Consider the following 25,230-nt stretch of genomic DNA (forward strand, 5'->3'; position numbering starts at 1 on the left):
AAAGCCCCTATTAAGCCAAGGCCAATATATCCTGACCGATTTCCGCGAAGTAGCGCGCCATCGCGTCTGCAGCCTTGTCTGATAATTCGATAAATGCGCGGCGGCGGTCGGCATCGTCTTCCACCCGGTCGAACAGGCCGGCTTCGACCATCTGCCCAATCCAGCGCAGCGCGGTTGTGGGCGGAACGCCTGACGCAATGCACAGCGAAGTTACCGAAACGCGGCAGTGCTCCACACGCGCGGCAGTCAGGTCGAGCAGCATATCCCATGCCGGATCCGCAAACAGCTCTGCATCAAAGAACTTTCCGCGCGCATTCCGCTGATGGATAATCTGCCGCACCAGCCGCGCGTCGGGGAGCGCCGGACGCGGCCTGCGCACCAGTTCATTTTCGGCGCGGTAGCCGGTTTTGGGGCTTTCGAATCGAAACGCCCCGCCACCAGCTTTCTGGCCCCAGCCACTGCCGGCACTGCCCAATCTGTCCAGCCGGTTGGCGATTTGGCCAACCTGCTCGGTCAGGCGCAGCAGAGTAAGGCGATCATCTTCGGAAAGTTCGCGTAGGCGCAAATTGGGCGTTTCCGCCAGCAGCCGGCCCAGCGCAATCACACGCTCTGCCCGCAATGGATTGACCAGTATCTGCGGATTGGACTGCGAGCAGCAGCCAAACACCACATCGAGCGATTCCATAGAAGTGGAAATCACCAGCCGCGCGCCGGATTTTGCTGCCCTGCCATCAAGCCGTGCAAGCGTCGCCATGGCGGCAACATCGGGCTGCGGGCAATCGACCAGAATTATCTCTCCCAAAGCTCGCGCATCGCCTGCCAGCAATTGATCGAGATTACCGCGTTCACGCACACACAGGCCGGCCTGCGTCACATCATCTTCAAGATCGCCGCGGAGAAGGTCGCAATCGGCAAAGATGGACACCGCCAGCGGCAATCCTGCCGCATCGGCAGCCAGTGCATAGTCAAAATCAGCCTGAGCCATCGCCCAATTCTCCTGAAACGCGAATTTACCTGAGTCGCGAATTGCGAACACAGTGAGAACAAACACGGATCATGTCAAGAATATGGGTTAAGGATCAGTCCGCAAAGGGATCCCGCACAAGGATCGTGTCTTCACGCTCGGGACTTGTTGAAACACTCGCCACGGGGCATTCGACCAGTTCTTCGATACGGCGGATATATTTGATCGCCTGCGCCGGCAGATCGGCCCAGCTGCGTGCGCCAACGGTCGTGCCTTCCCAGCCTTCGAATTCTTCGTAGATGGGTTCAACCGCAGCCTGTTCAGCGGCATGGGCAGGCAAATAATCGAGTACCTTGTCGCCCAGTCGGTAGCCGGTGCAGATGCGGATCGTTTCAAATCCGTCGAGCACGTCGATCTTGGTCAGCGCAATGCCGGTCACGCCGGATAGCGCGCAAGTCTGGCGCACCAGTACGGCATCGAACCAGCCGCAGCGGCGCTTGCGCGAAGTGACTGTGCCAAATTCATGCCCGCGCTCACCCAGTTTTTGGCCAATCTCGTCTTCCAGCTCTGTGGGAAAGGGTCCGCTGCCGACGCGCGTGGTGTATGCCTTTACGATGCCGAGCACGAAACCCGCTGCATTGGGCCCAAGTCCGCTTCCGCTCGCGACAGTTCCGCTAACCGTGTTGGAGCTGGTGACGAAGGGATAGGTGCCGTGATCGACATCGAGAAGTACGCCCTGCGCGCCTTCGAACAGGATCTTTGCACCAGCTTTCTTCACTTCATTCAGGCGTTTCCAGACCGGCTGCGCGAACTGGTTCACAAACGGCGCTATTTCGCGCAGTTCAGCAAGCAGCCCCTCTCGGTCGACAGGGTCCTGCCCGAAACCGGCGCGCAGCGCATCGTGATGGGCGCAAAGGCGGTCCAGCTGCGGCTCCAACGCATCCAGATGGGACAGATCACACAAGCGGATCGCACGGCGTCCAACCTTGTCTTCATAGGCTGGGCCAATGCCGCGGCCTGTTGTGCCGATTTTGCCCTTGCCGGCCGCAGTTTCACGTAATCCATCAAGGTCCCGGTGGAGCGGCAGGATCAGCGCGCAATTGTCGGCAATGCCAAAATTGTCGGCTGTGATCGATACGCCCTGCCCTTCGAGCTTCGCGATTTCATCGCGCAAAGCCCACGGGTCCAGCACAACGCCGTTTCCGATCAGGCTTAGCGTGCCGGTTACAATGCCGCTGGGCAGCAGACTTAGCTTGTAGACCTGATCTCCCACCACCAGCGTGTGACCGGCATTGTGGCCGCCTTGAAAGCGCACCACGGCATCGGCCCGGCTTGCCAGCCAGTCGACAATCTTGCCCTTGCCTTCATCGCCCCACTGGGCGCCGATAACGGTGACATTGGCCATGGGCAGTACAACCTTTCAAGAAACAACCGCCGCGCCCTAGGCAATGGTGATGCCAAGGGCAACATGGCAGGGCGTATTCCCTGCGGGCAACGCAAGGAGCCTGCGACAAATTATCGCACTTTGCGACTGGAGAAATGTGACGCACCGGGCAAGATCTGCACCGGAAAAAGGAAAAAGCCATGCGAAAAGCCATGCGAATCGCACTTCCTGTCCTGCTCGCCTGTGCCCCTATGGTGTTTCTTTCCAAGGGTGACGCAACTCAGGCCGCAGGCACCCAGTCGGAAATTGCAGGGCAGATGCAGCGCATGTCATACGGCGCGGATGAATTGCAGACGGCATTGTACTGGCCAGGAGCCTCTGTCGAAGCGCCGCTGATCGTGTTTGTCCACGGCGGCGGTTGGTCGCGCGGCGATATGCGCTCTACCATCGGTTCCAGCATGCTTGCATCCTGGCAATCGCAAGGCTTTGCCGTGGCCTCGCTCAATTACAGGCTTGTACCAGCTTCGAGTGTCGAGCAGCAGGCAAGCGACATCGCAGCAGCACTTGCGTATCTTTCGGACAATGCGCCAGTTCTGGGCTTTGACAGGGAACGTATCGTATTGGCCGGGCATAGCGCCGGTGCACATCTCGTCAGCCTTGTCGGCACCGACCCGACCTATCTTGAGAATGCAGGCCTTGCCCTGACCAGCATTCGCGGAATCCTGGCGCTAGACGGGGCAGCATATGATGTACCTCGCCAGATGGAGGAAGGTGGGCGGCTGATGAGCCAGACCTACCGCAATGCATTCGGGACGGAGCGCAGACGGCAGGAGAATCTGTCACCAACCTTCCATGCCGCCGCCCCCAATGCGGCGGAATTCCTGATCCTGCACATCGACCGGCCCGACGCGCAAATGCAAAGCGAGGCTTTGGGATATGCGCTGGTGAATGCAGGCACGCACGCCGAAGTGCACAGAGTGCCCGGACGCGGACTGCGCGGACACCGTGAAATCAACCGGCGGCTTGGTGATCAGGATTATCCGGCCACGCCGCTGGTCGATGCATGGCTGTCGCGTGTGCTGCGCTGATGTGCGCTACACACGCGCCAGTTGAAACACGCGCCAGTTGAAAAATGTCAGGACCTCAGAATTTTGGGATCTCAGGCCCCGTCGAGCGCTTTGCTGACCAGAATATTCACCGAAACACGGCGGTTCTGGGCGCGGCCTGCAGGCGTGCTGTTGTCCGCCAACGGATCCGATTCTGCCATGCCCGTCGGGGTCATCATGCGATATGGCGCCCAATCGCATTCCTGCTGCAGGAAATTGACCACACGGCCTGCGCGACGCTCACTCAGGACCTGATTGTAATCCTGATCGCCAACCGAATCGGTGTAACCAACGACCAGCAACAATGCGTTGGGCGTTTCGTTAGCCTGGCGTGCCACTGAGCAAAGTTCGCTTTCGCCCGAAGGTGTCAGGTTCCACCGGCCGGTGTCAAAATACACGTTGGTGACACCAGTGACGTTATACTGGTCGATATTGGCAACGCGGCCTCGCAATGCCTCAGTTGCGGCGGCATTGACCTCGATCGCCTCACCCTGTTCAGCAAAGCGCTGCGATGTGGCACCGCGGATCATGGCAGCGGTTTCAAGATCACTGTTGGAAAAGCGGACCCTGCTGGCCAGCAAGCTGTTGCTCCATTGGACGGTTCCAACGGTAACAGGCAGACCATTCAGCAGATCGGCGGTTGTCAGGCGGGTACGTCCCAAGCCGAGCAGGCCCCCGCGCCCTCTGATATCGGTTCCTTCGGAAACACGCACCGTCGTGGTCGTACCGTCGGGACTGGTGATTTGCAGCGTATTGCCGGTGCGTGCCGAAATGAAGCCTTCGATGTCAGGCCCTTGGGCCAAACCCGAAAGGTCAGTTGGCGGCGATCCGTATACGTTGATCACTTCCTCGTTCTGCGCGGAATCCAGTTCCTGCGCAGACACGCTGGCAGCGCCCATTGCCGGCACCGCCAGTATGGCAGCCATGGCATAAAGTTTCGGTCCGTTAGAAATCATGTTCATTGCGATATTCCTTCAATTTGTCTCAGCTGGCCCGGCGTATGTGCAAACCATTTTCAGGCGGCCACAATGCGGGCTGTCCGGCTGTAGAATCCCGGTCTTACATCAGGCACGAAGCAAAGCCGATTGCTCACGCTTCGTAGCATCGGACGACTTGCCTGTTCAGACCGACCTTTCTGCCACATGAATGGTTAAGGCGGTACAATTGATTGTAGGGCCGGTCAGAGCTCAAGATGCGGCGAACCGTTGCCCACGGTTTTACATTTCGCCGATCAACCTGATTTTTGCGTCCTCTGGCAACACTGCTGATCTCACAGCGAAACCGCTTCACCGCTTCACCGCTTCGCGCAAGATGGATACATCCCGAATGTGTCGCTGCTGTGGCCGGGCTTTGCAGACTTCGCGCGCTAAAGCGGCTTGGCAGCTCCGGCGCTGAGGATGTGGGTGCAATCAAGCGCCTTTCCATCATCGCTATCAGACAATGCCGCCACAGTGCGCCAGCCTGCAGCACGCAGAACATCAGCTGCGGCGCGATCATGGCCAAGTGGCAGGAACACGCGCTTGCCCATAGGTTCATCGGCCTTCACCGCCTCAACCAGAGCATCGGGATAGAGCGAGAATCCCGTTGCGGCCTCGCCGCTACCGCCGATGCGATAGGTGCCGCCACGGCCCAAGGCTCCGCGCACACCTTCGGCGTAGAGCGTGAAGCCGAACCAGCTTTGATATTCAAACCCGTGGCGCTCTGACGGATCGAGCGTCAGCCGGGCGCGCCCTTTAATCCGTTCAGCGATCTGGCGCAGGCCCTTTATACGCGAACCAAGCGCACCTGTGTTGTCGAGCGCGGCCAGACGTTCCACCGCCTCCTCAAATGGACCAGCAGCGTGGATCAGGGGCAAATATGCCGCGCCGCCAGCATCCACCAGTGCGCCGGCATCCTTGGCATCCAGTTCCCGCCGGACAGTTTCCCTTGTTGCTGCGTCAAGTGGCAGCGGACCATCTGCGAGTGTATCGACCAGGTCGGGCAGCGTAAAATCCACCGAAATGCCGGTTGCGCCCGCAACCTCCAGCGATGCAATCGCCAATTCCACTATCTCACCAGCTGCTGCGACACTGTCTGCACCGATCAGCTCCGCCCCGACCTGCTGATATTCGCGCCGGGGATCCAGCATATCCCCTGCAATCCGCGCGACCTGACCGGCATAGCAAAGTCGCAACGGGCGCGGTGCATCGGCAAGGCTGGTGGCGGCAATGCGGCCAATCTGCACCGTCATATCGGATCGCAGTGCAAGACTGCGCAGACTTTTGGGATCGACGAAACGGAACAGTTTGCGGGTGCGGACGCCATCCATCCGGCGTGCCATGCTCTGTTCGAATTCGATAAGCGGGGGGCGCACCCGGTCATAGCCATGGCCAGCCATCGCATCGAGCATGGCGCGCTGAATACGCGCCGCAGCAGCCGCACTTTGAGGCAGTCGGTCTTCCAGCCCTTCCGGCAGGAGATCTTGTGTCAGGTCAGTCATAGGCGCGCCCTAGCCAATTCGTGATCCCGGCGGAAGCCGGGATCACGATTGTATTGTCAGAAGCTGAGCGCCCGCACCTTCTTCACGCCTTCCAGCGCACAGACGGCATCCTGGACTTCCTTGGTCGGGGCCTGGTCAAGCGAAAGGAGCAGGACTGCGTCGCCCCCGCGATTGCGATCGGGCAGACGACGGCCGAGGTGGAAGTTACCAATGTTGACGCCCGCTGCACCCAATGTCGAACCGAGGCGACCGATGAAGCCCGGCGCATCTTCGTTGACGATGTAGATCATATCGCCTTCCAGATCGGTTTCGATCCGCGTCCCGGCGATTTCAACCAGGCGCATCTGCGAATCACCAAACAGGCTGCCCGCGACTTCACGCTCCCGGTCAGATGTCTTCACCGTTACACGCAGCAAGGTGTGATAATCGCCTTCACGGTCGTGGCGCACTTCGCGCACGTCCAGCCCGCGCTCTTTGGCGAGGATCGGTGCATTGACCATGTTGATCGTATCCGACCATGTGCGCATCATACCAGCCAGCACAGCTGCGGTGATCGGCTTCAGGTTAAGCTCTGCTGCTGCGCCCGACACTTCAACCGTGAGAGACTGGACTTCTGGTCCTTCAAGCTGGCCGACCAGCGATCCGAGCTTTTCACCCAGAGCGATATAAGGCTTGAGCCGCGGAGCTTCCTCGGCACTGAGCGATGGCACGTTGAGCGCGTTGGTGACCCCGCCGGTAACAAGATAATCGGCCATCTGCTCTGCCACTTGCAAAGCCACATTGACCTGCGCCTCTGTGGTCGATGCGCCGAGATGTGGTGTGCAAATAAAATTCGGCGTACCGAATAGCGGATTGTCCTTGGCGGGCTCCACCGCAAACACATCCAGCGCAGCGCCCGCAATGTGGCCGTTTTCCAGCCCATCCTTCAGCGCCGCCTCATCAATCAGGCCGCCGCGTGCGCAATTGACGATGCGCACACCGGGCTTTGTCTGTTCCAGCCGTTCCCGCGACAGGATATTACGGGTTTCATCGGTCAGCGGTGTGTGCAGCGTGATGAAATCAGCGCGCTTGAGCAGCGTACCCAGATCAACCTTCTCCACGCCGAGTTCCATTGCCCGGTCGGGTGTCAGAAACGGATCGTAGGCGATGACCTTCATCCGCAGGCCCTGTGCGCGGCTGGCGACAATAGCGCCGATATTGCCTGCGCCGATCAGGCCAAGCGTCTTGCCAGTGACTTCGACACCCATGAAATCCTTCTTCGGCCATTCGCCTGCCTGTGTGCGGCGATTGGCTTCGGGGATCTGGCGGGCAAGCGCCAGCATCATGGCAATGGCATGTTCTGCAGTGGTAATCGAATTGCCGAATGGCGTATTCATGACAACCACACCGCTGGCCGAAGCCTTGGCGATATCGACATTATCCACGCCGATTCCCGCGCGGCCAATCACCTTGAGATTGGTCGCTGCGGCAAGGATTTCAGGCGTGACAGTGGTGGAGGAACGGATGGCGAGGCCATCATATTCACCAATGCGCGCGATCAATTGTTCGGGCGTTTCGCCGGTTATGACATCCACATCGCAGCCGCGCTCTTCAAAGATACGAGCGGCGTTGGGGTCCATCTTGTCGGAAATGAGAACTTTAGGTTTGGTCATGGTTCTAATCCTGTGGGAATCCCGGCCCAGGCCAGGATCTCTTGAAACATTTTGCTGATCGAGAGGGGAGGCCCCGGCATCCGCCGGGGCTCACCAAATGCTAAAGCCGTCCGGCTTTCAGCTCTTCATAAGCCCATTCGATCCACGGCAGCAGCCGCGCGATATCTTCGGACTCGAGAGAACCGCCGCACCAGATCCGCAGTCCCGGAGGGGCATCGCGGTAGCCGTTGAAATCATATCCAACATCCAGCTCTTCCAGCTTGGCGGCGATTTTCTTGGGCACGGCAGCCTTGTCGCCATCGGGCAGGCTTTCATACCAATCGCCCTGAAACACCATGCACACGCCAGTATTGGTCCGCAGCGCAGGATCGGACGCCATATTGCGCAGCCATGGTGTGGCTTCGATCCAGTCGGTAACGATCTTGGCGTTGGCATTGGCACGGCCAATCATGGCGGAACGCCCGCCGAGGGACTTGGCCCATTCCAGCGCCCAGATGTAATCTTCCACCACCAGCATGGAAGGCGTGTTGATCGTTGCGCCTTCGAATATCTCGGTGTTGACCTTGTCGCCCTTTTTCAGGCGGAACAATTTGGGCAGCGGCCATGGCGGATCATAGCTTTCCAGCCGCGCGACAGCCTTGGGGCTCAGGATCAGCATGCCGTGCTGGGCTTCGCCGCCCATCACTTTTTGCCAGCTGAATGTTGTCGCATCAAGCTTCGCCCAATCCATCTCCATGGCAAAGACGGCGCTGGTGGCATCGTTGATCGTGATGCCCTTGCGGCCCGGCTCCAGCCAGTCAGTATCGGGAATTCGTGCGCCGGACGTTGTGCCGTTCCAGGTGAAAACGACATCGTTGTCCTGCGGGATAGAAGCAAGATCGGGGATCTCGCCATAATCGGCGGTCATGGTCGTCAGATTGTCCAGCTTCAGCTGCTTGACCGCATCCTGAATCCAGATGTTGCCGAAGCTTTCCCACGCAGCGACAGTCGCGGGGCCGGCGCCAAGCATCGTCCACATCGCGCATTCCAGAGCGCCCGTGTCGGAGCCCGGCATGATGCCGATCAGGTAGTCATCGGGAACGCCCAGAAGCTCTCGCGTCAGCTCGATCGCATATTTCAGACGGGCTTTGCCATATTTGGAGCGGTGCGAACGGCCGAGGCTACGGGTGTCGAGCTTTTCAGGCGACCAGCCGGGCGGCTTGCAAGTAGGTCCGGACGAAAAAAACGGGCGCTCAGGTTTGAGCGCTGGCATATTACTCATGTATTCTCTCCTTACAGAGAGCTCGCGCGGCGTTGGGACCGCGTGGCCCGTCGGCGGCACTAGAGCCACGGTTGGTTAAGTCAAATGCAAATGCGGTTTCATCTGATACGACGGTTGATTCCGGAAATGGTTTCAACGCTGTTAACCAAAGCTGCGATATGCCCTTTAACCATTGTAAGGGTACGTAAACGGCCATGAAACGCGCAATGATCTTATCCACCGTTTGCCTTGCTTTGGCAGGTTGTTCGGTCGTGCCGCAGACCAGTTATGACCGTTCTGCAGGTTTTGCCGCCCAGTCGAACACTTTCGCAGCGCCTGCAAACCGGACATCTGCCTCGGTTGCACCAGCAAGAGCGCGAATTGCATCTGCAGCACCCATCGCCAGCAACGCGGCCGCGGCACAATGCCTCAATCAGCTAGGCTCGGCAGGCGTTCGTTTCGAAGCGTTGCCGGACCAATACCGGGATCAGGGCTGCAGCACCCTGGGCACGGTACAAATGCATGCACTGCAGGGGGATTCGGGGCGGCTGAATATCAGCAATCTTGGCCCGGTCACCTGCCCTGTCAGCACTGCCTTTGCCGCGTGGGTGCGGTTCGGCGTGGACCGGGCAGCGCAGGAAATTCTCGGCACACGGCTAGCCAGTGTCCAAACCATGGGTAGCTATTCCTGCCGGAACGTTGCCGGCACTGACCGCCGGTCAGGTCATGCTACGGGCACAGCAATTGATATCGGCGGCTTTGTGCTGGCCGATGGGCGGGTGATCAGTGTGGAGTCCGGCTGGGACGGATCAGCAGACGAACGGGAATTCCTGCGCGTTGTTCAACGCAGCGCATGCCGCCGGTTTGGCACGGTTCTCGGCCCGGATTACAACGCAGCGCACCGCGATCACTTCCATGTTGAGGGCGTAATCGACGGCAATTCCTACTGCCGCTAACGCGGTAAGTGAAACGGTTGAGCGGACACAGGGCCCGTGATCCAGGGGGCCTGTGATCCAAGTGCAACGATCAAGGTGCGACGATGCGGGTGCGCGGGGAGTCAGGCCGTTTGTGAAGGCATGACGACAAGCTGTGTCATAATGGATGACACAGCGGATTCCCCTCTTGCCCGCTTGGCCGCGACACCGCCCTGCTTCTTGTCCTCAAGCCCGGCTTCAATACGCACCCGCACAGCTTCGGCAGCGTGGGTCGCACCCAGCTTGTCCATCATGTTGGAGCGGTGAATTTCAACTGTGCGTGGACTGATATCAAGTTCGCGTGCGATAGCTTTGTTGGAACATCCCTCGGACAGCCAATCGAGCACTTCGCGCTCCCGCTTGGACAGGCATTTGATCCGTCGCCGCGCGTCAATCAGGCGGCGGCGCACTTCTGCATGGCGCCCCGCATCGGAATGCACATGGGCGACCATCCGGCAAAGTTCGGCTTCGCTGAGCGGCAAAGTAAGGAAATCTAGAGCACCAGCCTGAATGGCCTGCACGACCTCATCCAGTCCCGGGTTTTCGCGGGCGGCCACCAGCGGTATCCAGATGCCGCTGTCAGCCAGTTCCTCCAGCAGTTCGGTTATGCCTTCCTCGACCACATCATCAGATGCGATAATCACCCCATCGCTGGGCGGCCTGTCGAGCAGTTCGACTAGGTCTGAATAGACCTCGGCATGATGCCCCATTGAAAGTACGAGCCGCGATTGGGTGGCACGTGAGCGGCTGTTGCCGCCGACGATATGCATGGTGATACGCTGTTCCATGCTTTTGAAACTGAACGTTATTTCTGCATTTTACATTCCGTATTACTACGGAAGGCCACCTATTAGCCGGGCACAATCGCGGTAACAGTCCGATAAACTGCCAAAAACTTTCCTCCATTATGGAGGATGAACTGGATAATATCCCGTATCGCGTAGCTACCTAACCGTAGGAATATGAAAATCCGGTGCGATAACTAGGTAGGGCTACTTAGGCTGGTCGAAGCTGTAATCGGGCAATGAGTGAAAGGCTGCACGCAAAGCCTCGCTCCAACTGTTCGAAATCGCATCGAAATAGGGATCGCTGCTTTCGATCCGCCGTTCATGCAATGGGGCAAAATCATCACGGCCAATGACCATGAGATCCAGCGGGAGCCCAACCGAGAGATTGGCTTTCAACGTTGAATCGAAGCTGACCATGATCAGTTTGACTGCATCTTCGAAGCTCATGTTCCGGTCATATCCGCGCAGCAGGATCGGGCGGCCATACTTGGTCTCGCCAATCTGGATGAACGGGGTATCGAAGCTCGCTTCGATGAAATTGCCTTCGGGATAGATCATGAAAAGGCGCGGTTCCATGCCGTTGATCTGGCCTGCAAGGATGATCGAAGCCGTAAAGCGTCCCTTGCCGCGCGTGCCGTTGTCGTCCTGCGTAGAAGCTATTGTTTCGCGCAGGATCTTGCCGATTTCGACGGCCACCTGAAACATGGTTGGCATGTCGAGCAGGCCATTCTGCCGGTCTTCTGGCGCCTTTGAGCGTTCTTCCAAAAGGCTGATTACCGCCTGCGTCGTGGCCAGATTGCCCGCTGTCATCACAGAGATGATCCGTTCGCCCGGCACAGACCAGGTGAACATCTTGCGGAATACAGAAATGTTGTCGACGCCCGAGTTTGTCCGGGTGTCACTCATCAGGACCAAGCCCTTATCAAGCACCATACCAACGCAATAAGTCATGTAATCTGTATACTCCGGGCAGCTCCCGCTCTCAAAGAGCGCGTTACTGCTGTTCCACCATCTGTTGCTCGACGGAAAGGTTTACGGTCAAATCTTCGGTATTTGCGCCGAATGAAATGCCAGTCACCGGGGCAGCGTCACGATAGTCGCGCCCGGTCGCAACGCGCACATAGCGCGGATCGGGGCAGATGCCATTGGAAATATCGAAACCAACCCAGCCAAGCCCCTGCACATAGGCCTCTGCCCACGCGTGGGTGGCTTCCTGATCGATCCGGTCGTTCATCATCAGATACCCGCTGACGTAGCGCGCCGGGATTTCCAGGCTGCGGGCGGCGGAAATGAAGATATGCGCATGGTCCTGACATACGCCCTGGCCATCGGCCGCCGCCTCTTCTCCCGTGGTGGTGACGAGCGTGGTGCCGGTGCGATACTCGACGTTGTCGCGAATGACATTGGACAAATTGTGCAGTGTATCGACCATTCCGGATTCGCTGCGTTCAACCTGCGCAATCAATGATTTGATCTTGGGGCCGGGCTTCGTCAGCTTGGTCTGCCCAAGGAAGGTCCAAAGCGGCAGATGTCCGGCATGCTGCCCGATAACGCCGGCATTGTCTTCTGTATCGACCTTACCCTCACAGGTGATGACGACTTCGCGCGCGCCTTCCTCCACCGAGATGAGGTTGACGTGATTGAAGTTCTGGTCGTCAAAAACCAGTTCCTCATGCGCGCCTTCCAGCTCCATATTCCACCCGAGAATCTTCTGACCCTGCGTTTCCTTGGGTGTCAGGCGAAGCCGCTGGATGCCGTGCGAAACAGGCTCCGCAAAACGGTAGCGTGTGGTGTGGCGGATAGAGAGGCGCATGTTTTCTGGTCCTCTTCTTCAGGCCGTGAACCGGTAATCGGACGCGATGGCACTGGCGATTTTCTGGTTGCCCGAAATGAATTCAAGCAGAAATTCGTGCAGGCCCTTCTGGAAGATGTCTTCCACGCTTTTGTCGACAAGCTGGATGTCCGTCATGCGCATCTGCTCCTGCGCCTTGCCGGTTTCGCCGTGCAGCTTCGCCAGTTCGAACAGGTTTTCGCGCATTTCGGAATAACAGAATACCAGGCTGCGCGGAAAGCGGTCATCGAGGATGAGGAATTCCGCAATCGAGCGCGCGCTCATTTCACCAGAGTTGAGCCAGCGATAGGCGCGCTCTGCCGAAAGCGAGCGCAGCACGCTGTCCCACTGCCCGCTGTCGAGCGGCGTGCCTACGTAGGAAAGCGAGGGCAGCAACAAATAATACTTCACGTCAAGAATACGCGCAGTGCTGTCGGCCCGTTCAAGGAATGTGCCGAGTCGCGCGAAATTATACGTTTCGTTGCGCAGCATGGAGCCATGCGTCGCGCCGCGAGCAAGCGTGCTTTCACGGCGCACTACGCCAAGCGCCTCATTCAGATTGCTGGACCTGACAGGCTTCGCAAGCAGATCGCGCAGAGTCATCCAGCCTTCATTGACCGCTTCCCAAACCTCTGCGGTGATTGCTGATCGGCAAACGCGCGCATTGGTGCGGGCGCGCTCTACCATAAGCATCACGCTTTCCGGATTGTCCTTCGACCGCAGCACGAAATCGCAAACAGCGGCACCGGTATAATCGTCATGGCCAGCTTCATACGCCTTGCGCAGACCCAGTGTGGTGAGGATCGACTTCCACTCGCGACTGGCCATGTCCGGCCCGCGCGTCAATGTCATTCGATGGCCCGCTTCGAGCAGGCGGGCAGTATTTTCTGCCCGTTCGAGATAGCGATACATCCAGAAGATGCCGTTGGCGACGCGTCCTAACATCAGTCGTCCAATACCCAGCTGTCTTTGGTGCCGCCGCCCTGGCTGGAATTGACCACGAGAGAACCTTCCTTCAGCGCCACACGCGTCAATCCGCCGGGCGTAATGTCCACCCCATCTGGCGAGCAGAGCACAAAGGGCCGCAAATCGACATGGCGCGGGGCGAGTCCTGCCTTTGTGAATATCGGACAGGTCGAAAGCGCCAGCGTTGGCTGGGCGATATAATTGTCCGGATCGTTTTCCAGCTTGCCCCGAAACTCTTCGATTTCCTTTTTCGACGAAGTCGGGCCGATCAGCATCCCGTATCCGCCGGAACCGTGAACTTCCTTCACCACCAGCTCGGCGAGGTTTTCCAGCACATATTTCAGGCTATCGGGATCAGCGCAGCGCCATGTATCGACATTGGGCAGCAGGGCCTTCTCGCCGGTGTAGAATTCGACGATTTCGGGCATGAAGGAATAGATCGCCTTGTCATCCGCGACTCCGGTTCCGGGCGCGTTGGCGATAGTTATGCCGCCGGACCGATAGACATCCATAATGCCGGGCACACCAAGCATACTGTCGGAATTGAACGTAAGCGGATCGAGATAATCATCGTCCACCCGGCGATAAAGGACATCGACCGGCTTGTAGCCGACCGTGGTGCGCATCTGCACCTTGCCGCCGACGACGCGCAAATCGCTGCCTTCGACCAGTTCCGCGCCCATCTGATCAGCCAGAAAGGCGTGTTCGTAATAGGCGGAGTTGAAAATGCCCGGCGTCAGCACCGCAATGGTCGGCTGACCTTCGGTGCTTTCCGGAGCGCATGCCGCCAGGCTTTTGGCGAGGCGGCGCGGATAATCAGAGACCGGGCGGACATTCACCTTGCTGAACAGCTCGGGGAACATTGCCATCATCGTCTCGCGGTTTTCCAGCATGTAGGAAACACCGCTGGGTGTGCGTGCATTGTCTTCCAGCACAAGGAAATCGTCCTGGCCGGTGCGGACCAGATCAATGCCGGTAATATGTGTGTAAACACCGCCCGGCGGCGTGAAGCCGACCATTTGCGGGAGCCATGCGGCATTGTTGCGGAACAGGCGTTCAGGCAAGCGACCAGACCGGATAATTTCCTGCCGGTGATACAGATCATGCATGAAGGCGTTGAGCGCGCGAACGCGCTGTTCAATGCCCTTGGAAAGTCGGCGCCATTCGCCGCCTGTGATGATGCGCGGCACCAGATCGAAAGGGATCAGCCGTTCCTCGGCATCATCCTCTCCATATACGTTGAAAGTGATGCCCGTCTTGCGAAAGAAACCTTCCGCCTCGGTGCTTTTGCTGCGCATCCAGCTGTCATCCTGTTCGGACAACCAGCCTTGATAGCCACTATACGCGTCGCGCACCGATCCGTCGGGCGCATGCATTTCATCGAATTTCGGAGGCTCGGAAGCGCTCATGGTCCCCTTTGTGCGGCATTTGCAGCATTCATTGACCGAGAAAGGTGTCGGCGCATTCAGATATACAAAGGTTAGCTGGTCTTACAGTTCCCGCAACCTTCAAGTTCATTTATTATTGCCATGATGCAATCAGGCGATGTCGGGAAGGTCAAATGCGTACAGCGCAGCGCAACAGCCCGGTCACGTTCATCTGCACCGCCGCAAGCTGCCCGGCGCGAGACTACTCCGTCGCGCGGGCTCCAGAATGCGATTGTCTCGACTGGCGGCTTGGATTGAAGATCGGACGGGATCGGCGGGTTCTCAACCGAATGCCCTGCCACGACCTGATAGGCGCGCCACAAATTGTTGGAATAGGGCGAGTGGCTGAACGGTGATCCCATGGTGATCACCTTGGCCACACAATCGGGCTTCAGCTTCGCCACTTCGCGCGCGAACACGCCGCCAAGGCTCCAGCCGACCAGAACGACTTTCTGGCCATATCGTGCGCTCACATCGCAAATCCGATCGGACAACAGACCCAGCGTTTCATCCGTCGGGCCAAGATTGTGGCCCAGCCCCCAGCGCTTTACCGTGTGCCCGGCCCGCTCAAGCTGCAGCGCCATGTAGCGCATACGCGTGGGACCAGTGCCGAAGCCCGGAAGCAGGATCACGACACGTGGCTGCTCGCTCAGTTCTATCTGCAATTGCGGACGGAAGCGGCGCAGTACCGGTTCTGCAACCGCGCCAAGTTCTGCGTAGAACAGTTTCAAAGGCGGGGAATGGGCATTGTCCGGGCTTGAGCCGCGCAGCAGTGCAATTCGGTGGGCAAAAGCCCCCCCGACAGCGCCAGCCGTGCGCCGAAAGCGCTGGATCGGGGTCTGCGTGTCGGCATCAACGGGTAACATCGAGCCGAGAGCTACAGGAAAGCTGGTGGCTGCACAATTAATGCTGCCCTGCCGCTAATGCTCCCCTGCCGCCGTCTTACTCAATTGAGCCTGCAAGGCCTGGCACGGCAGCGATCATCCGCAGTCACCGATGCGTTCAGATACAACGCGCATACGCACGGTACTATCGCCGGATTCAAGCGGAAGCGTGTATGTCATGGTCAGATCCGAGCCTTCTTCTGCTGTACGGCCGGCCATTTCGACCCGGCCATCCAGGCCGATATCGGAATTGCATGTCATCGCCCCGTCAAGATCATTGCCGTCTGCGGTAAACCGCGAAAGTGTGCAGGATGCTTCCACCATCTCGGAGAACCACTGCTCGCGCGTTGTATCTTCGCCGACACAATACAGGTTCGGCTCAGCCGCACCGGCGGCAAATTCTGCGCGCGCATCCGCAATGGCACTTTCAGCAAGACCGGGAGCGTCAAATTCGATCAGCTCGACCGTGGTGCTGTATTCGCCGGCCTGAGGTTTTGCGCCGTTATCCTCGATTACTGCAGCGACATCGCCTGCTGCCAGTTCTTCATCGGTCAGACCTTGATCGGCATCATTGCCGCAAGCGGTCAGCGCGAAGGCCGCAATCAACGGAAGGGCAAAGATCGGACGCATTGGATATCCTTTGAATTCAGGAAGGCAGGAAGCCTCCGGATTTGCGCTATTGCTAAACGCAACGGCCAGCGCTGCCAATCGCAGGAGGGCCGAATCCGCGCGATTTGAAGCCTGCGTCCCATTGTGGAGCAGGCCGCTGCCGATCTCCTAATCGGCAACTTCCCCGCTCGCCGCGACTTCGCCGACGCATTGAATGCCAGAGATACGCGGTAAAGAATTGCCGAACGCGCCCACCATCTCCATATCCTTGCCCATGGCCGAATTAATCATCAGACGCGGGCTGGAAGAGCCTGATACAACGGGCGATTTTGTGCCCCACAAACCTGCTCGTCCTGAAAAGCTGATGGAGGGAAAACCGTTCAAGCTGGTATCCGAATATCAGCCTGCGGGCGACCAACCCACAGCCATTGCAGAGCTGACCAGCGCGGCACGCGATGATGAACAGACGCAGGTTCTGCTGGGTGTGACCGGCAGCGGCAAGACCTTCACCATGGCCAAGGTGATCGAGGAATTGCAGCGCCCCGCCCTGATCCTTGCGCCCAACAAGATCCTTGCCGCGCAGCTGTATGGCGAATTCAAAAGCTTCTTTCCGGAAAACGCGGTCGAGTATTTCGTATCCTATTATGATTATTACCAGCCCGAAGCCTATGTGCCCCGCTCCGACACCTATATCGAGAAGGAATCGAGCGTTAACGAGGCGATTGACCGGATGCGCCATTCGGCCACGCGGTCTTTGCTGGAACGGGACGATGTGATCATCGTTGCGTCGGTTTCCTGCCTGTATGGTATCGGTTCGGTCGAGACATATTCGGCGATGATTTTCGACCTGAAGGCGGGTGAAAGCGTCGATCAGCGCGAGCTCATTCGCAAGCTGGTCGCGCTTCAATACAAGCGTAACGACACTGCCTTTGCGCGCGGCTGTTTCCGGGTTCGCGGGGACAATCTTGAACTGCACCCAAGCCACCTTGAAGACACCGCATGGCGGATCAGCTTCTTCGGCGACGAGATCGAGGAAATCAGCGAATTCGATCCGCTGACCGGCAAGAAGGGCACAACGCTGGATAAAGTGCGTGTTTACGCGAACAGCCACTATGTGACCCCAGGCCCGACAATGAAACAGGCCGCCAATGCCATCAAGTTCGAGCTGACCGAACGGCTGAAAGAACTGCACGAGGAAGGACGCCTGCTCGAAGCGCAGCGGCTGGAACAGCGCACCAATTTCGATCTGGAAATGATTGCAGCCACCGGCAGCTGCAACGGGATCGAGAATTATTCACGCTTCCTGACAGGCCGCCTGCCGGGTGAACCGCCGCCCACGCTGTTTGAATATCTGCCCGAAAATTCGCTGCTGTTCGTCGATGAAAGCCACCAGACCGTGCCGCAGATCGGCGCGATGTCGAAAGGCGATCACCGCCGCAAGATCACTCTGGCAGAGCATGGCTTCCGCCTGCCAAGCTGTATCGACAACCGCCCGCTTCGTTTCAACGAATGGGACGCGATGCGCCCGCAAACCTTTGCCGTTTCCGCCACGCCGGGAAACTGGGAAATGGAGCAGACCGGCGGCGTGTTTGCCGAACAGGTCATTCGCCCTACCGGCCTGATCGACCCACCGGTGGAGATCAAACCGGTCGAAGATCAGGTGCAGGACTGCATCGCGGAATGCAAAGCGACCGCGCAAAAGGGATATCGCACACTCGTCACCACGCTGACGAAGCGCATGGCGGAAGACCTTACCGAATTCATGCACGAACAGGGCGTGCGGGTGCGCTACATGCACTCCGATGTAGAAACGCTGGAACGGATCGAGCTGATCCGCGACCTGCGGCTTGGCGTCTATGACGTGCTGATCGGCATCAACCTGCTGCGCGAAGGCCTCGATATCCCCGAATGCGGGCTGGTTTGCATTCTGGACGCGGACAAGGAAGGCTTCCTGCGTTCCGAAACCTCGCTCATCCAGACCATTGGCCGCGCGGCGCGTAATGTGGACGGCAAGGTCATCCTTTATGCTGACCGCATCACCGGCAGCATGGAACGTGCAATGGCGGAGACAGAACGTCGCCGCGAAAAGCAGCGCGCTTACAACCTCGAACACGGCATCACGCCGACCACGATCAAGCGCGGCATCCAGGATATTGTCGCCGATACCGCGGCGCGTGACGGGGTGCTGATCGAAACCGGTGATCCGGAGGTCAACAACCTCGTCGGGCACAATTTGCGCACCTACATCAACGATCTGGAAAAGCGCATGCGCAACGCTGCTGCCGATCTGGAATTTGAAGAAGCAGGCCGCCTGCGCGACGAAATTCGACGCCTGGAAGCAGACGAGCTGGGCATTCCCGATCCGGACAAGAAAGCGCCCATCGTAGGCCGATCAAACGAAGGCAAGCCGGGCACGCGCAAAATGCGATACGGGCGGACGCAGCGGAAAAAAGGAATCTGACCCGCATAAATGTCGCTGTAATGCAATGATGCCATGACTGGTCGGTCGTAAATGCGTCTCACCGATTTCTGGACTGGCCAGTGAGTCGCGCTTGGGGTTTCATAAATGACGAATGCGAAATTTCGCGCTGGCGTGGCCGGTGTGTGTTTGGTGTTGGCTGGCTGCGGGGGCGGAAGTTCAGGAAGCGGGACTCGCAGTAATGGCGGCGGCGGCGCGGCGAATGTGGCGCCAAGTTTCACCAGCCCGAGCACGGTATCTTTCATTGAAAGCCAAACCTTTACGGATGACCGCGCTGTCGTCCAGCTCAGCGCGGCTGACCCTGACAGCGGCTCGCTTGTTTTCAGCTTCGTCGCAGGAAAGGATGCCGCGCTTTTTTCATTCGTCAATGCACCAGGCCGAATTGCCTTCAACCAGGCGCCCAGCTTTGAAACGCCTCGCGATGCCAATGGCGACAATGTCTACGAAGTGGATGTCAGTGTCAGTGATGGCATGGCCACAACGCGCCAGAGCCTGCGCATTACTCTTACCAACAGCACCGAAAATCTGCTTTTTTCTGAAGTCGCGACAGGGCTCGGTGCCAACGGCCGCATAGCCTATCTCCCCGACGAGGACCGCATCCTTGTCGTCGACGAGCAGGGCAACATGGCGCGGGTCGATGCGCGGACCGGTGCAATAACGCGCGCCGCCAACCGGATTGCATTTGGTGGTGGCCGCATCATCGACATGGCGGCAGACCAGCTTTCTACCAACAACGAAAAGTTCCACGTTCTGGCCAGTGACGGATCGCATGTCCGGTTGCTGGAGACGCGCTACGACACCGGAGCAACCACCTTGATCTGGGAATACCGCTCTCCCGCTCCGATAGAGGCTTCGATCGGTCTGCGGGGCAGCCAGGTACTTGTGGCACTCGGCGATGCAGGTTCTGCTGCCGCCGCTCAGGACCCCGATGATCCGCGTGGTAATGTGATACTGATGGCGCAGGGCAGCACGACTGCGAACCCCGGCGTCATCATCAATATTCCCGTCACGGTCGGGTGGGGGCTGCATGATCCGATTTTTCCGCTGGCCGGAAATATCGGCGACTGGACAATCGACCGCGGTGAACGGTTTAATGAAATCAGCCAGGGAGGTTTTGAACTCAGCCAGTCTCGCGCCAATTTTGAATGGCCGATACGTGATGGCCTGACCAATGTCGGGTTTGCCGGCACGGTGCAAGGGGACCGGGTCGCACCGCGTATTGTTCAGGAAATCGGCGTGGGCGGCGCAGGCCGCTGGCTGGATGCTGCGGACAGCTTGCAAGGGGACGGCTGGTTCGGCGTCTGGGTGATCGGCGATGCCAACGGCAATATCTGGACATGGGACCGTAACAACAGTGGCCCGTTGGAACTGCGCAATGTCGATTTCGAAATTACGAACCCGGCAGCCACGCGCGCCTTCGTTTCCATCGATGAAGGTGATTTCGACGTCGGAACTGCCATTCCGATCTACATGCTTCGCGCCGACGGCAGGTTGTTCAAGGCGGATTTGCAACGCTGATTGATGGGCCCACTTATCCGCGCCTGGCTATATCCGCACAGCAGGGCTTGATCCTGCGCGCACCGACGCACATTTGCGCTGTGTGAAACGCTGTTCCGCCATGATCGCTCTCTGCGCCCTCACCGCGTGCGGCACGCAGAGCGAACCCGCGCCGGAAACGCAGCGGATTGCAATTGACGACACCGGCCCACGGGAAGCGCGCGCCTATCCTTCTCCCGATACCACAAGCGCCCTGTGGACCGTCGCAGACAGCGGGCAGGCGATCCGCTTCGGCAATGCCGGGGAGGACCCGTGGCTGACGCTAGCCTGCGATCTCGATGGAACACCGATCCAGTTCATCATCATCCGTCACGCCGAAGCGCTGCCCGGACAAAGCGCGCTGTTCCCTTTCGTGGGCAATGGAATGCGCAGCCGGTTCCTGACCGATACACGCCTGTCCGAAGGCGAATGGCGCTGGGAAACGCGGCTGCCTGTTGATGATCCGCAGCTCGATGTTTTCGCCGGAACGCGCGATCTGACAGCGACCCTGCCGGGGCGCGGAATGCTGGAAATCGGGGGGAGCCGGATTCCTGGTGAGTTTCTTGATTGGTGCCGTGCCGGTGGCCGTACGCCGGAAGTCGAGAATTATTCGGACGACGAACGGCCTATGCAGGATTAGCTTCCCGCACGCTCTGCCAGCATGTCTGCTGTAAGTACTTGCGGCAATTGCTCTCCCTCACTGCCTGCTGGGTACCAGACATACAGCGGCACACCTGCAACGCCCCATCGCTCAAGATAACGCGTGATTGCGGGATCGGCGCGGGTCCAGTCGCCGCGCATGGTTATAACCCCTGCATCGTCAAATACAGCGCGTGTCGACTCGCGTTCAATGGCGATGCTTTCGTTGACCTTGCAACTGACACACCAATCGGCAGTGAACCACAGAAACACAGGCTGACCAGTCGCACGGGCATTCGCCAAGGCCGCTTCGCTGTAAGGAACGGGATCGAGCAGGCTTTGGGCAGAAGCAGCGGCTTGCTGCTCTACACGAAATGGCAGAGCCACGATGAAATAGATCGGAATAATGACAAGCAGTGCCTGCATCGGGCGCGTTGCACGCAGCCGTGACGCCAACAGAATGGCGAGTGTCACCCCTGCTCCCACAGCGGTAAACGCAAAATGCATGCCGCCCAGCCGCCATGCCAGCCAAACCAGGGCGAGCGCAGTCAGTCCCATCGGCACGGCCATTACGCGGCGGAAAGTTTCCATCCAGGCACCCGGCTTTGGCAGCCGGCTGCGCAGCGCGGGAATGTAGCCGAGCAGCAGAAACGGCAGCGCCAGCCCTAAACCCAATGCTGCAAACAACAGCAAAGCCTGCGGAACGGGCAATAACAGCGCGGCTCCAAGTGCGGCCGCCATGAACGGCCCGGTGCACGGCGTCGCAACCACTGCTGCCAGAAGTCCGGTGGCGAAGGCCCCGCCCTGCCCGCCGGTGCGGATCGGCAGCATCGGCAATTCAAAAAATCCGGCAAGATTGGCGGTGATGAGCGTCGCCAGCACCAGCAGGCCTGCCACGACAAGCGGCTGTTGTAGCTGGAATGCCCAGCCAACTTGTTCCCCCGCTGCGCGCAATGCCAGCATCAGTGCGCCCAGGGCAAGCACGGCCAGCATTACGCCTGCGGTGTAGGCCAATCCTTCGCGCCGCGCCTGCGCCTCGCTTTCGCCGGCGCGTACAAGCGTCAGCGCCTTCAGGCTCAGGATCGGGAACACGCAGGGCATAAGGTTCAGCAGCAATCCGCCCAGTAATGCGCCGCCAATCAGCAGCAGGAGCGGAGTGTCGGTGCCGCTGCTTCGCAAAGGCGTGCCGCCCATGGGCACATTCCCGGAGACAGCTTCGAATTGTACGCCCTCACCTTCATCGCCAAATGCCAAAATGCCGGAGATGAGATCTGCCTCATTCCGCAAACCGCCCCGCGCGATTTCGGTTACGAGCATGTCTCCATCACGGTAGAAGGTCTGCTCGGCTGCGTAATCGACCAGGTCAGGCTGCGCGATGAAGACATGCGGGTTGGTGATCATCAGGCTTTCAGGAACAGGTATCGCAATCCGGATCCGTTCCTGCGTCGTGGCGAAAGCGCCCGTCTGATCAAGCAGCGGCGGAATAGCGGCGCGATGGGCATCAAACTGCGTGCTCTGGGCTTCGCTGGATTGCGGGAATCGCAAGGTGAGAGTCGCACGTTCCGGTACGCACAGTTCGTCCGAACAGGCCAGCCACTGTGCATCCAGCATGATCGGCGTGATGTTCATCACACCGGCACTGGTGGGAACTTTGATCGGGATCAGAACCGCATAATCGCTTTTGTAAGCGTGGTTCACGATGCCGAAAAGTTCGAGAATGGACGGGACGGGATATTGCGGCTCCCCCGCCTCCCAACCTTCGGGCAATGCCCAGTCCAGCTCCATTCCCAACCCTGCATCACCGGGGTTGGACCAATAGCCGTGCCAGCCATCCTGCGGCCGAAAACGCAGCGCGGCGGTCAGCGTCTCGCCCGGCTGCGGCGGGGTTTCCGCCACAAGGTCCGCGGCGATGTAATTTGTGTCTTGCGCTTGAACGGCTGCGGGCACAATCATGGTCGCAACCAGCGCAGCAGCCCACAGCAGGACCACCGGCAGAAGATACCGTATACGCCAGAGGCCAAAGGTAGGTGTTGCCTGCATTACGCGCTCCACCTAGGAGCGAGGGCGATGGCAGACAAGCGTGAACTCCTTATCCTCGGCGGCGGCCTTGTTGGCATGACGCTGGCACTAGCGGCGGCGAAAAAAGGCATTTCCAGCCACGTGGTCGACCGTGCCGATCCGGCAGACCTTCTGGCAGAAGGCTTCGACGGCCGCGCTACGGCGGTTTCCACTGCGAGCTGGAACCTGTTCAAGAACATTGGTCTGGCCGACCAACTTGAACCGCATGGCTGCAGAATTGAAAATATCGCGGTGACCGATGCAATGCGTCCGGGCCGGATTGATTTCCAGCCGGAAGAACACGAAGGCACGCTGGGCAGGATGTTCGCCAATCGCCAGTTGCGCCTCGCGTTGTTTGATGCGGCGAAGGATGAAAAGCTGATCAACTGGCATGCCAAGACCAATGTCGTGGCGCGTCATCGCGGCGAACATGGAGTTTCCGTCACGCTGGAGGACGGCACCGTTCTGGAAGCGAGCCTCATGGTTGCAGCCGAAGGGCGCGGTTCACCCACGCGCGACGATGCAGGCATTTCGCTCGCCAAATGGGATTACAGCCACCGCGCGGTTATTCAGGGCCTGATCCATGAAAAACCGCATGAAGGTGTGGCGTGGGAAATCTTTTATCCTGCTGGTCCTTTTGCGCTGCTGCCATTGTTGGACGACGATCAGGGCAATCACCGCTCCGCGCTCGTCTGGACGATCGCGGAAGATGATGCAGAAGCTGTGCTGAAGCTTGGCCCGCGCGGGTTTTTGGCTGAAGTCGAAAAGCGGATGGACGGGCTTTACGGGACACTCAGGCTGGACGGGACACGCAGTTCATGGCCGCTGGGCTTCCATCACACCGCAAAGATAGTGGACAATCGGCTCGCGCTGGCAGGTGATGCGGCGCATGGGATTCACCCGATTGCGGGACAGGGTTTCAACCTGGGCCTGCGCGATGTCGGCGCGCTGGTAGAAGTTATCGCAGACGGAATGCGTATCGGGCTGGAACCGGGCGATCCGCAGGTTCTGGCGCGTTACGAAAAATGGCGCGGACTTGATGCCTTTATGGTCGCGCTGGCGACCGATGGGCTGACACGCCTGTTCGGCATTCCGGGCAAGGCGCCAAGCGCGCTTCGCCGTCTTGGCATGGCAGGCGTGCAGCGCATGCCCGCGCTCAAACGCTGGTTCATGGATGAAGCCCGCGGGATGAGCGGCGATCTACCCGAATTGCTGAAAGGCTAACCCGCAGGCCTGCCGCGTTCATTGCCTGCCGGGCTGCGCTGTTCAACTGCCTGACCTTCACCATCGCGCAATTCACGCGGATCCAGGACGGCGGCTGTCTCCAGCGTTTCAAGGGCGCGCTGAGCAGCGGCGTAACGTTCGGCCGCGTCGATCCAGTCCTGGGCTGCCACCGCATTAGGCAAATTGCGCACTTCGGTTACTGCCGGTTCAATCTGGCCTGTCTGGAGAAACATCCGTGCGCGTTCCAGCCGGCGTTCGGCAACAGGCGATGCAGTATCTTCCCGCCGCACCACAAACACCTCCGACAGCTCACGCCCGATCCGGGTGAACACGCCTTCGTCCGCCGGAGCATCCGTCAGGGTCGGTGCCAGACCTTCAAGCTGGGCGACCAATTGCGAAAGTGTGATGGGTGATTGCGCTGCATCGATCACGGTCTGGACAGCGTTGGGGCGATCTTCGCCGAACCGCAACCGCAACTGGTCTGCCAGATAGCCAAGCGGTGTACCCCGTTCAATTGCACGGCGGCTGGCGAAGGCAATCAGCAGCGCTTCGGCGCGGGCAGCATTTCCGGCAGCGGCCTGTGATTGCAGGTCAAGCTGGGTAAGGCGCTGCTCCATCGCAACAATGCGGCTGTCGAGGCCGCCTTGCTGCTCCACAACCTGCTCTACCTGCTCAACCGCCTGACGCGCCTCTTCGGCTGCGCCTTCGGGCGATGGCGCGGGCGTTGGTTCGGAAGGGTCTATTTCGCGGTTGGCAAGCGTCACTGCAGCTTCATCGCTGGCTTGCCGGGTTTCGGTACGAACTGTGAAAAGCCCGGACAGGCTATCACTGTTTCCCAGCACCCACATCGCCGCCAAGCCCAACAGAAAAGCAGCACCCACTGCGATCAAAATCAGTCGCAGTTGTGGCTTTTGCTGCCCCGCATCCGCGGGCGTGAAATCGTAACCTTGCTCCATACCGTCCTTCTGCAAGCAAACCATGGCGTGTCGC

General features: G+C 59.1%; 22 protein-coding genes. 6 read left to right on the forward strand and 16 right to left on the reverse strand.

The annotated features are described in order from the left end of the window. Window positions 1-10: 10 nt before the first annotated feature. Entirely contained in the window at window positions 11-985 is a 975-nt protein-coding gene (locus tag AB731_RS09930) for a winged helix DNA-binding protein (protein WP_047093247.1), read from the reverse strand. Window positions 986-1,079: 94 nt separating this feature from the next. After that, on the reverse strand, window positions 1,080-2,369 hold the full coding sequence (locus tag AB731_RS09935; protein ID WP_047093246.1) for an adenylosuccinate synthase: 1,290 nt from the start codon (window positions 2,367-2,369) through the stop codon (window positions 1,080-1,082). Window positions 2,370-2,548: 179 nt separating this feature from the next. On the opposite strand from AB731_RS09935, the gene AB731_RS09940 reads away from it, so the two are divergent. Beyond that, window positions 2,549-3,436 (forward strand): alpha/beta hydrolase, encoded by an 888-nt coding sequence (locus tag AB731_RS09940; RefSeq protein WP_231638905.1) that lies wholly within the window; start codon window positions 2,549-2,551, stop codon window positions 3,434-3,436. Window positions 3,437-3,507: 71 nt separating this feature from the next. Here the strand turns inward: AB731_RS09940 and AB731_RS09945 are convergent, their stop codons facing one another. The 4 genes from AB731_RS09945 to AB731_RS09960 form a co-directional block, all read right to left on the reverse strand. Further along, window positions 3,508-4,416: an OmpA family protein gene (locus tag AB731_RS09945; protein ID WP_047093245.1), complete on the reverse strand. Its 909-nt coding sequence runs from the start codon at window positions 4,414-4,416 to the stop codon at window positions 3,508-3,510. Between the two features lie 404 nt (window positions 4,417-4,820). Continuing rightward, the gene (locus AB731_RS09950) at window positions 4,821-5,933 is read right to left on the reverse strand and encodes an ATP phosphoribosyltransferase regulatory subunit (RefSeq protein WP_047093244.1); all 1,113 of its coding nucleotides are present in this window, start codon (window positions 5,931-5,933) and stop codon (window positions 4,821-4,823) included. Window positions 5,934-5,989: 56 nt separating this feature from the next. Further along, window positions 5,990-7,585, reverse strand: a complete 1,596-nt coding sequence (gene serA, locus AB731_RS09955; protein ID WP_047093243.1) for a phosphoglycerate dehydrogenase — start codon at window positions 7,583-7,585, stop codon at window positions 5,990-5,992. A 100-nt stretch (window positions 7,586-7,685) separates the two neighbouring features. Beyond that, window positions 7,686-8,846, reverse strand: a complete 1,161-nt coding sequence (locus AB731_RS09960) for a phosphoserine transaminase (protein WP_047093242.1) — start codon at window positions 8,844-8,846, stop codon at window positions 7,686-7,688. A gap of 194 nt (window positions 8,847-9,040) precedes the next feature. Here AB731_RS09960 and AB731_RS09965 point away from each other — a divergent pair, with 194 nt between their 5' ends. Beyond that, window positions 9,041-9,781: an extensin family protein gene (locus AB731_RS09965; protein ID WP_047093241.1), complete on the forward strand. Its 741-nt coding sequence runs from the start codon at window positions 9,041-9,043 to the stop codon at window positions 9,779-9,781. A gap of 101 nt (window positions 9,782-9,882) precedes the next feature. Here the strand turns inward: AB731_RS09965 and AB731_RS09970 are convergent, their stop codons facing one another. From AB731_RS09970 to AB731_RS14330, 8 genes are all read right to left on the reverse strand, one after another. Further along, complete coding sequence (locus AB731_RS09970; RefSeq protein WP_064971814.1) at window positions 9,883-10,587, reverse strand: response regulator transcription factor; 705 nt, start codon at window positions 10,585-10,587, stop codon at window positions 9,883-9,885. 204 nt (window positions 10,588-10,791) lie between these two features. Further along, complete coding sequence (locus tag AB731_RS09975) at window positions 10,792-11,538, reverse strand: proteasome-type protease (RefSeq protein ID WP_047093240.1); 747 nt, start codon at window positions 11,536-11,538, stop codon at window positions 10,792-10,794. Window positions 11,539-11,581: 43 nt separating this feature from the next. Further along, window positions 11,582-12,400, reverse strand: coding sequence for a transglutaminase family protein (locus AB731_RS09980; RefSeq protein WP_047093239.1), 819 nt, complete (start codon window positions 12,398-12,400; stop codon window positions 11,582-11,584). Between the two features lie 18 nt (window positions 12,401-12,418). Next, a complete protein-coding gene (locus AB731_RS09985) occupies window positions 12,419-13,363 on the reverse strand; it encodes an alpha-E domain-containing protein (protein ID WP_047093238.1) in 945 nt (314 codons plus the stop codon). Then, on the reverse strand, window positions 13,363-14,793 hold the full coding sequence (locus AB731_RS09990; protein WP_047093237.1) for a circularly permuted type 2 ATP-grasp protein: 1,431 nt from the start codon (window positions 14,791-14,793) through the stop codon (window positions 13,363-13,365). Before AB731_RS09990 ends, AB731_RS09985 begins: the two co-directional genes overlap by 1 nt. A 71-nt stretch (window positions 14,794-14,864) precedes the next feature. After that, window positions 14,865-15,677 (reverse strand): esterase/lipase family protein, encoded by an 813-nt coding sequence (locus tag AB731_RS09995; protein ID WP_156167430.1) that lies wholly within the window; start codon window positions 15,675-15,677, stop codon window positions 14,865-14,867. Window positions 15,678-15,791: 114 nt separating this feature from the next. Next, on the reverse strand, window positions 15,792-16,325 hold the full coding sequence (locus AB731_RS10000; protein WP_156167431.1) for a DUF3617 domain-containing protein: 534 nt from the start codon (window positions 16,323-16,325) through the stop codon (window positions 15,792-15,794). Window positions 16,326-16,472: 147 nt separating this feature from the next. Beyond that, window positions 16,473-16,595 carry a hypothetical protein gene (locus tag AB731_RS14330; RefSeq protein ID WP_269429524.1) on the reverse strand — a complete coding sequence of 41 codons (123 nt, stop codon included), beginning with the start codon at window positions 16,593-16,595 and terminating at the stop codon, window positions 16,473-16,475. On the opposite strand from AB731_RS14330, the gene uvrB reads away from it, so the two are divergent. From uvrB to AB731_RS10015, 3 genes are all read left to right on the forward strand, one after another. Further along, window positions 16,579-18,765 (forward strand): excinuclease ABC subunit UvrB, encoded by a 2,187-nt coding sequence (gene uvrB / locus AB731_RS10005; protein ID WP_047093235.1) that lies wholly within the window; start codon window positions 16,579-16,581, stop codon window positions 18,763-18,765. The genes AB731_RS14330 and uvrB overlap by 17 nt on opposite strands. A 105-nt stretch (window positions 18,766-18,870) precedes the next feature. Then, window positions 18,871-20,301, forward strand: a complete 1,431-nt coding sequence (locus tag AB731_RS10010; protein WP_047093234.1) for a cadherin repeat domain-containing protein — start codon at window positions 18,871-18,873, stop codon at window positions 20,299-20,301. A gap of 100 nt (window positions 20,302-20,401) precedes the next feature. Next, the gene (locus AB731_RS10015; protein WP_047093233.1) at window positions 20,402-20,959 is read left to right on the forward strand and encodes a hypothetical protein; all 558 of its coding nucleotides are present in this window, start codon (window positions 20,402-20,404) and stop codon (window positions 20,957-20,959) included. Here the strand turns inward: AB731_RS10015 and AB731_RS10020 are convergent. Then, on the reverse strand, window positions 20,956-22,998 hold the full coding sequence (locus tag AB731_RS10020; protein WP_047093232.1) for a protein-disulfide reductase DsbD family protein: 2,043 nt from the start codon (window positions 22,996-22,998) through the stop codon (window positions 20,956-20,958). The genes AB731_RS10015 and AB731_RS10020 overlap by 4 nt on opposite strands. A gap of 27 nt (window positions 22,999-23,025) precedes the next feature. On the opposite strand from AB731_RS10020, the gene AB731_RS10025 reads away from it, so the two are divergent. Further along, on the forward strand, window positions 23,026-24,240 hold the full coding sequence (locus AB731_RS10025; RefSeq protein WP_047093231.1) for an FAD-dependent monooxygenase: 1,215 nt from the start codon (window positions 23,026-23,028) through the stop codon (window positions 24,238-24,240). Here AB731_RS10025 and AB731_RS10030 read toward each other — a convergent pair. Beyond that, entirely contained in the window at window positions 24,237-25,196 is a 960-nt protein-coding gene (locus AB731_RS10030; protein ID WP_047093844.1) for a hypothetical protein, read from the reverse strand. The genes AB731_RS10025 and AB731_RS10030 overlap by 4 nt on opposite strands. Window positions 25,197-25,230 lie beyond the last annotated feature (34 nt).

This window comes from Aurantiacibacter marinus, assembly GCF_001021555.1.
Classification (GTDB): domain Bacteria; phylum Pseudomonadota; class Alphaproteobacteria; order Sphingomonadales; family Sphingomonadaceae; genus Alteraurantiacibacter; species Alteraurantiacibacter marinus.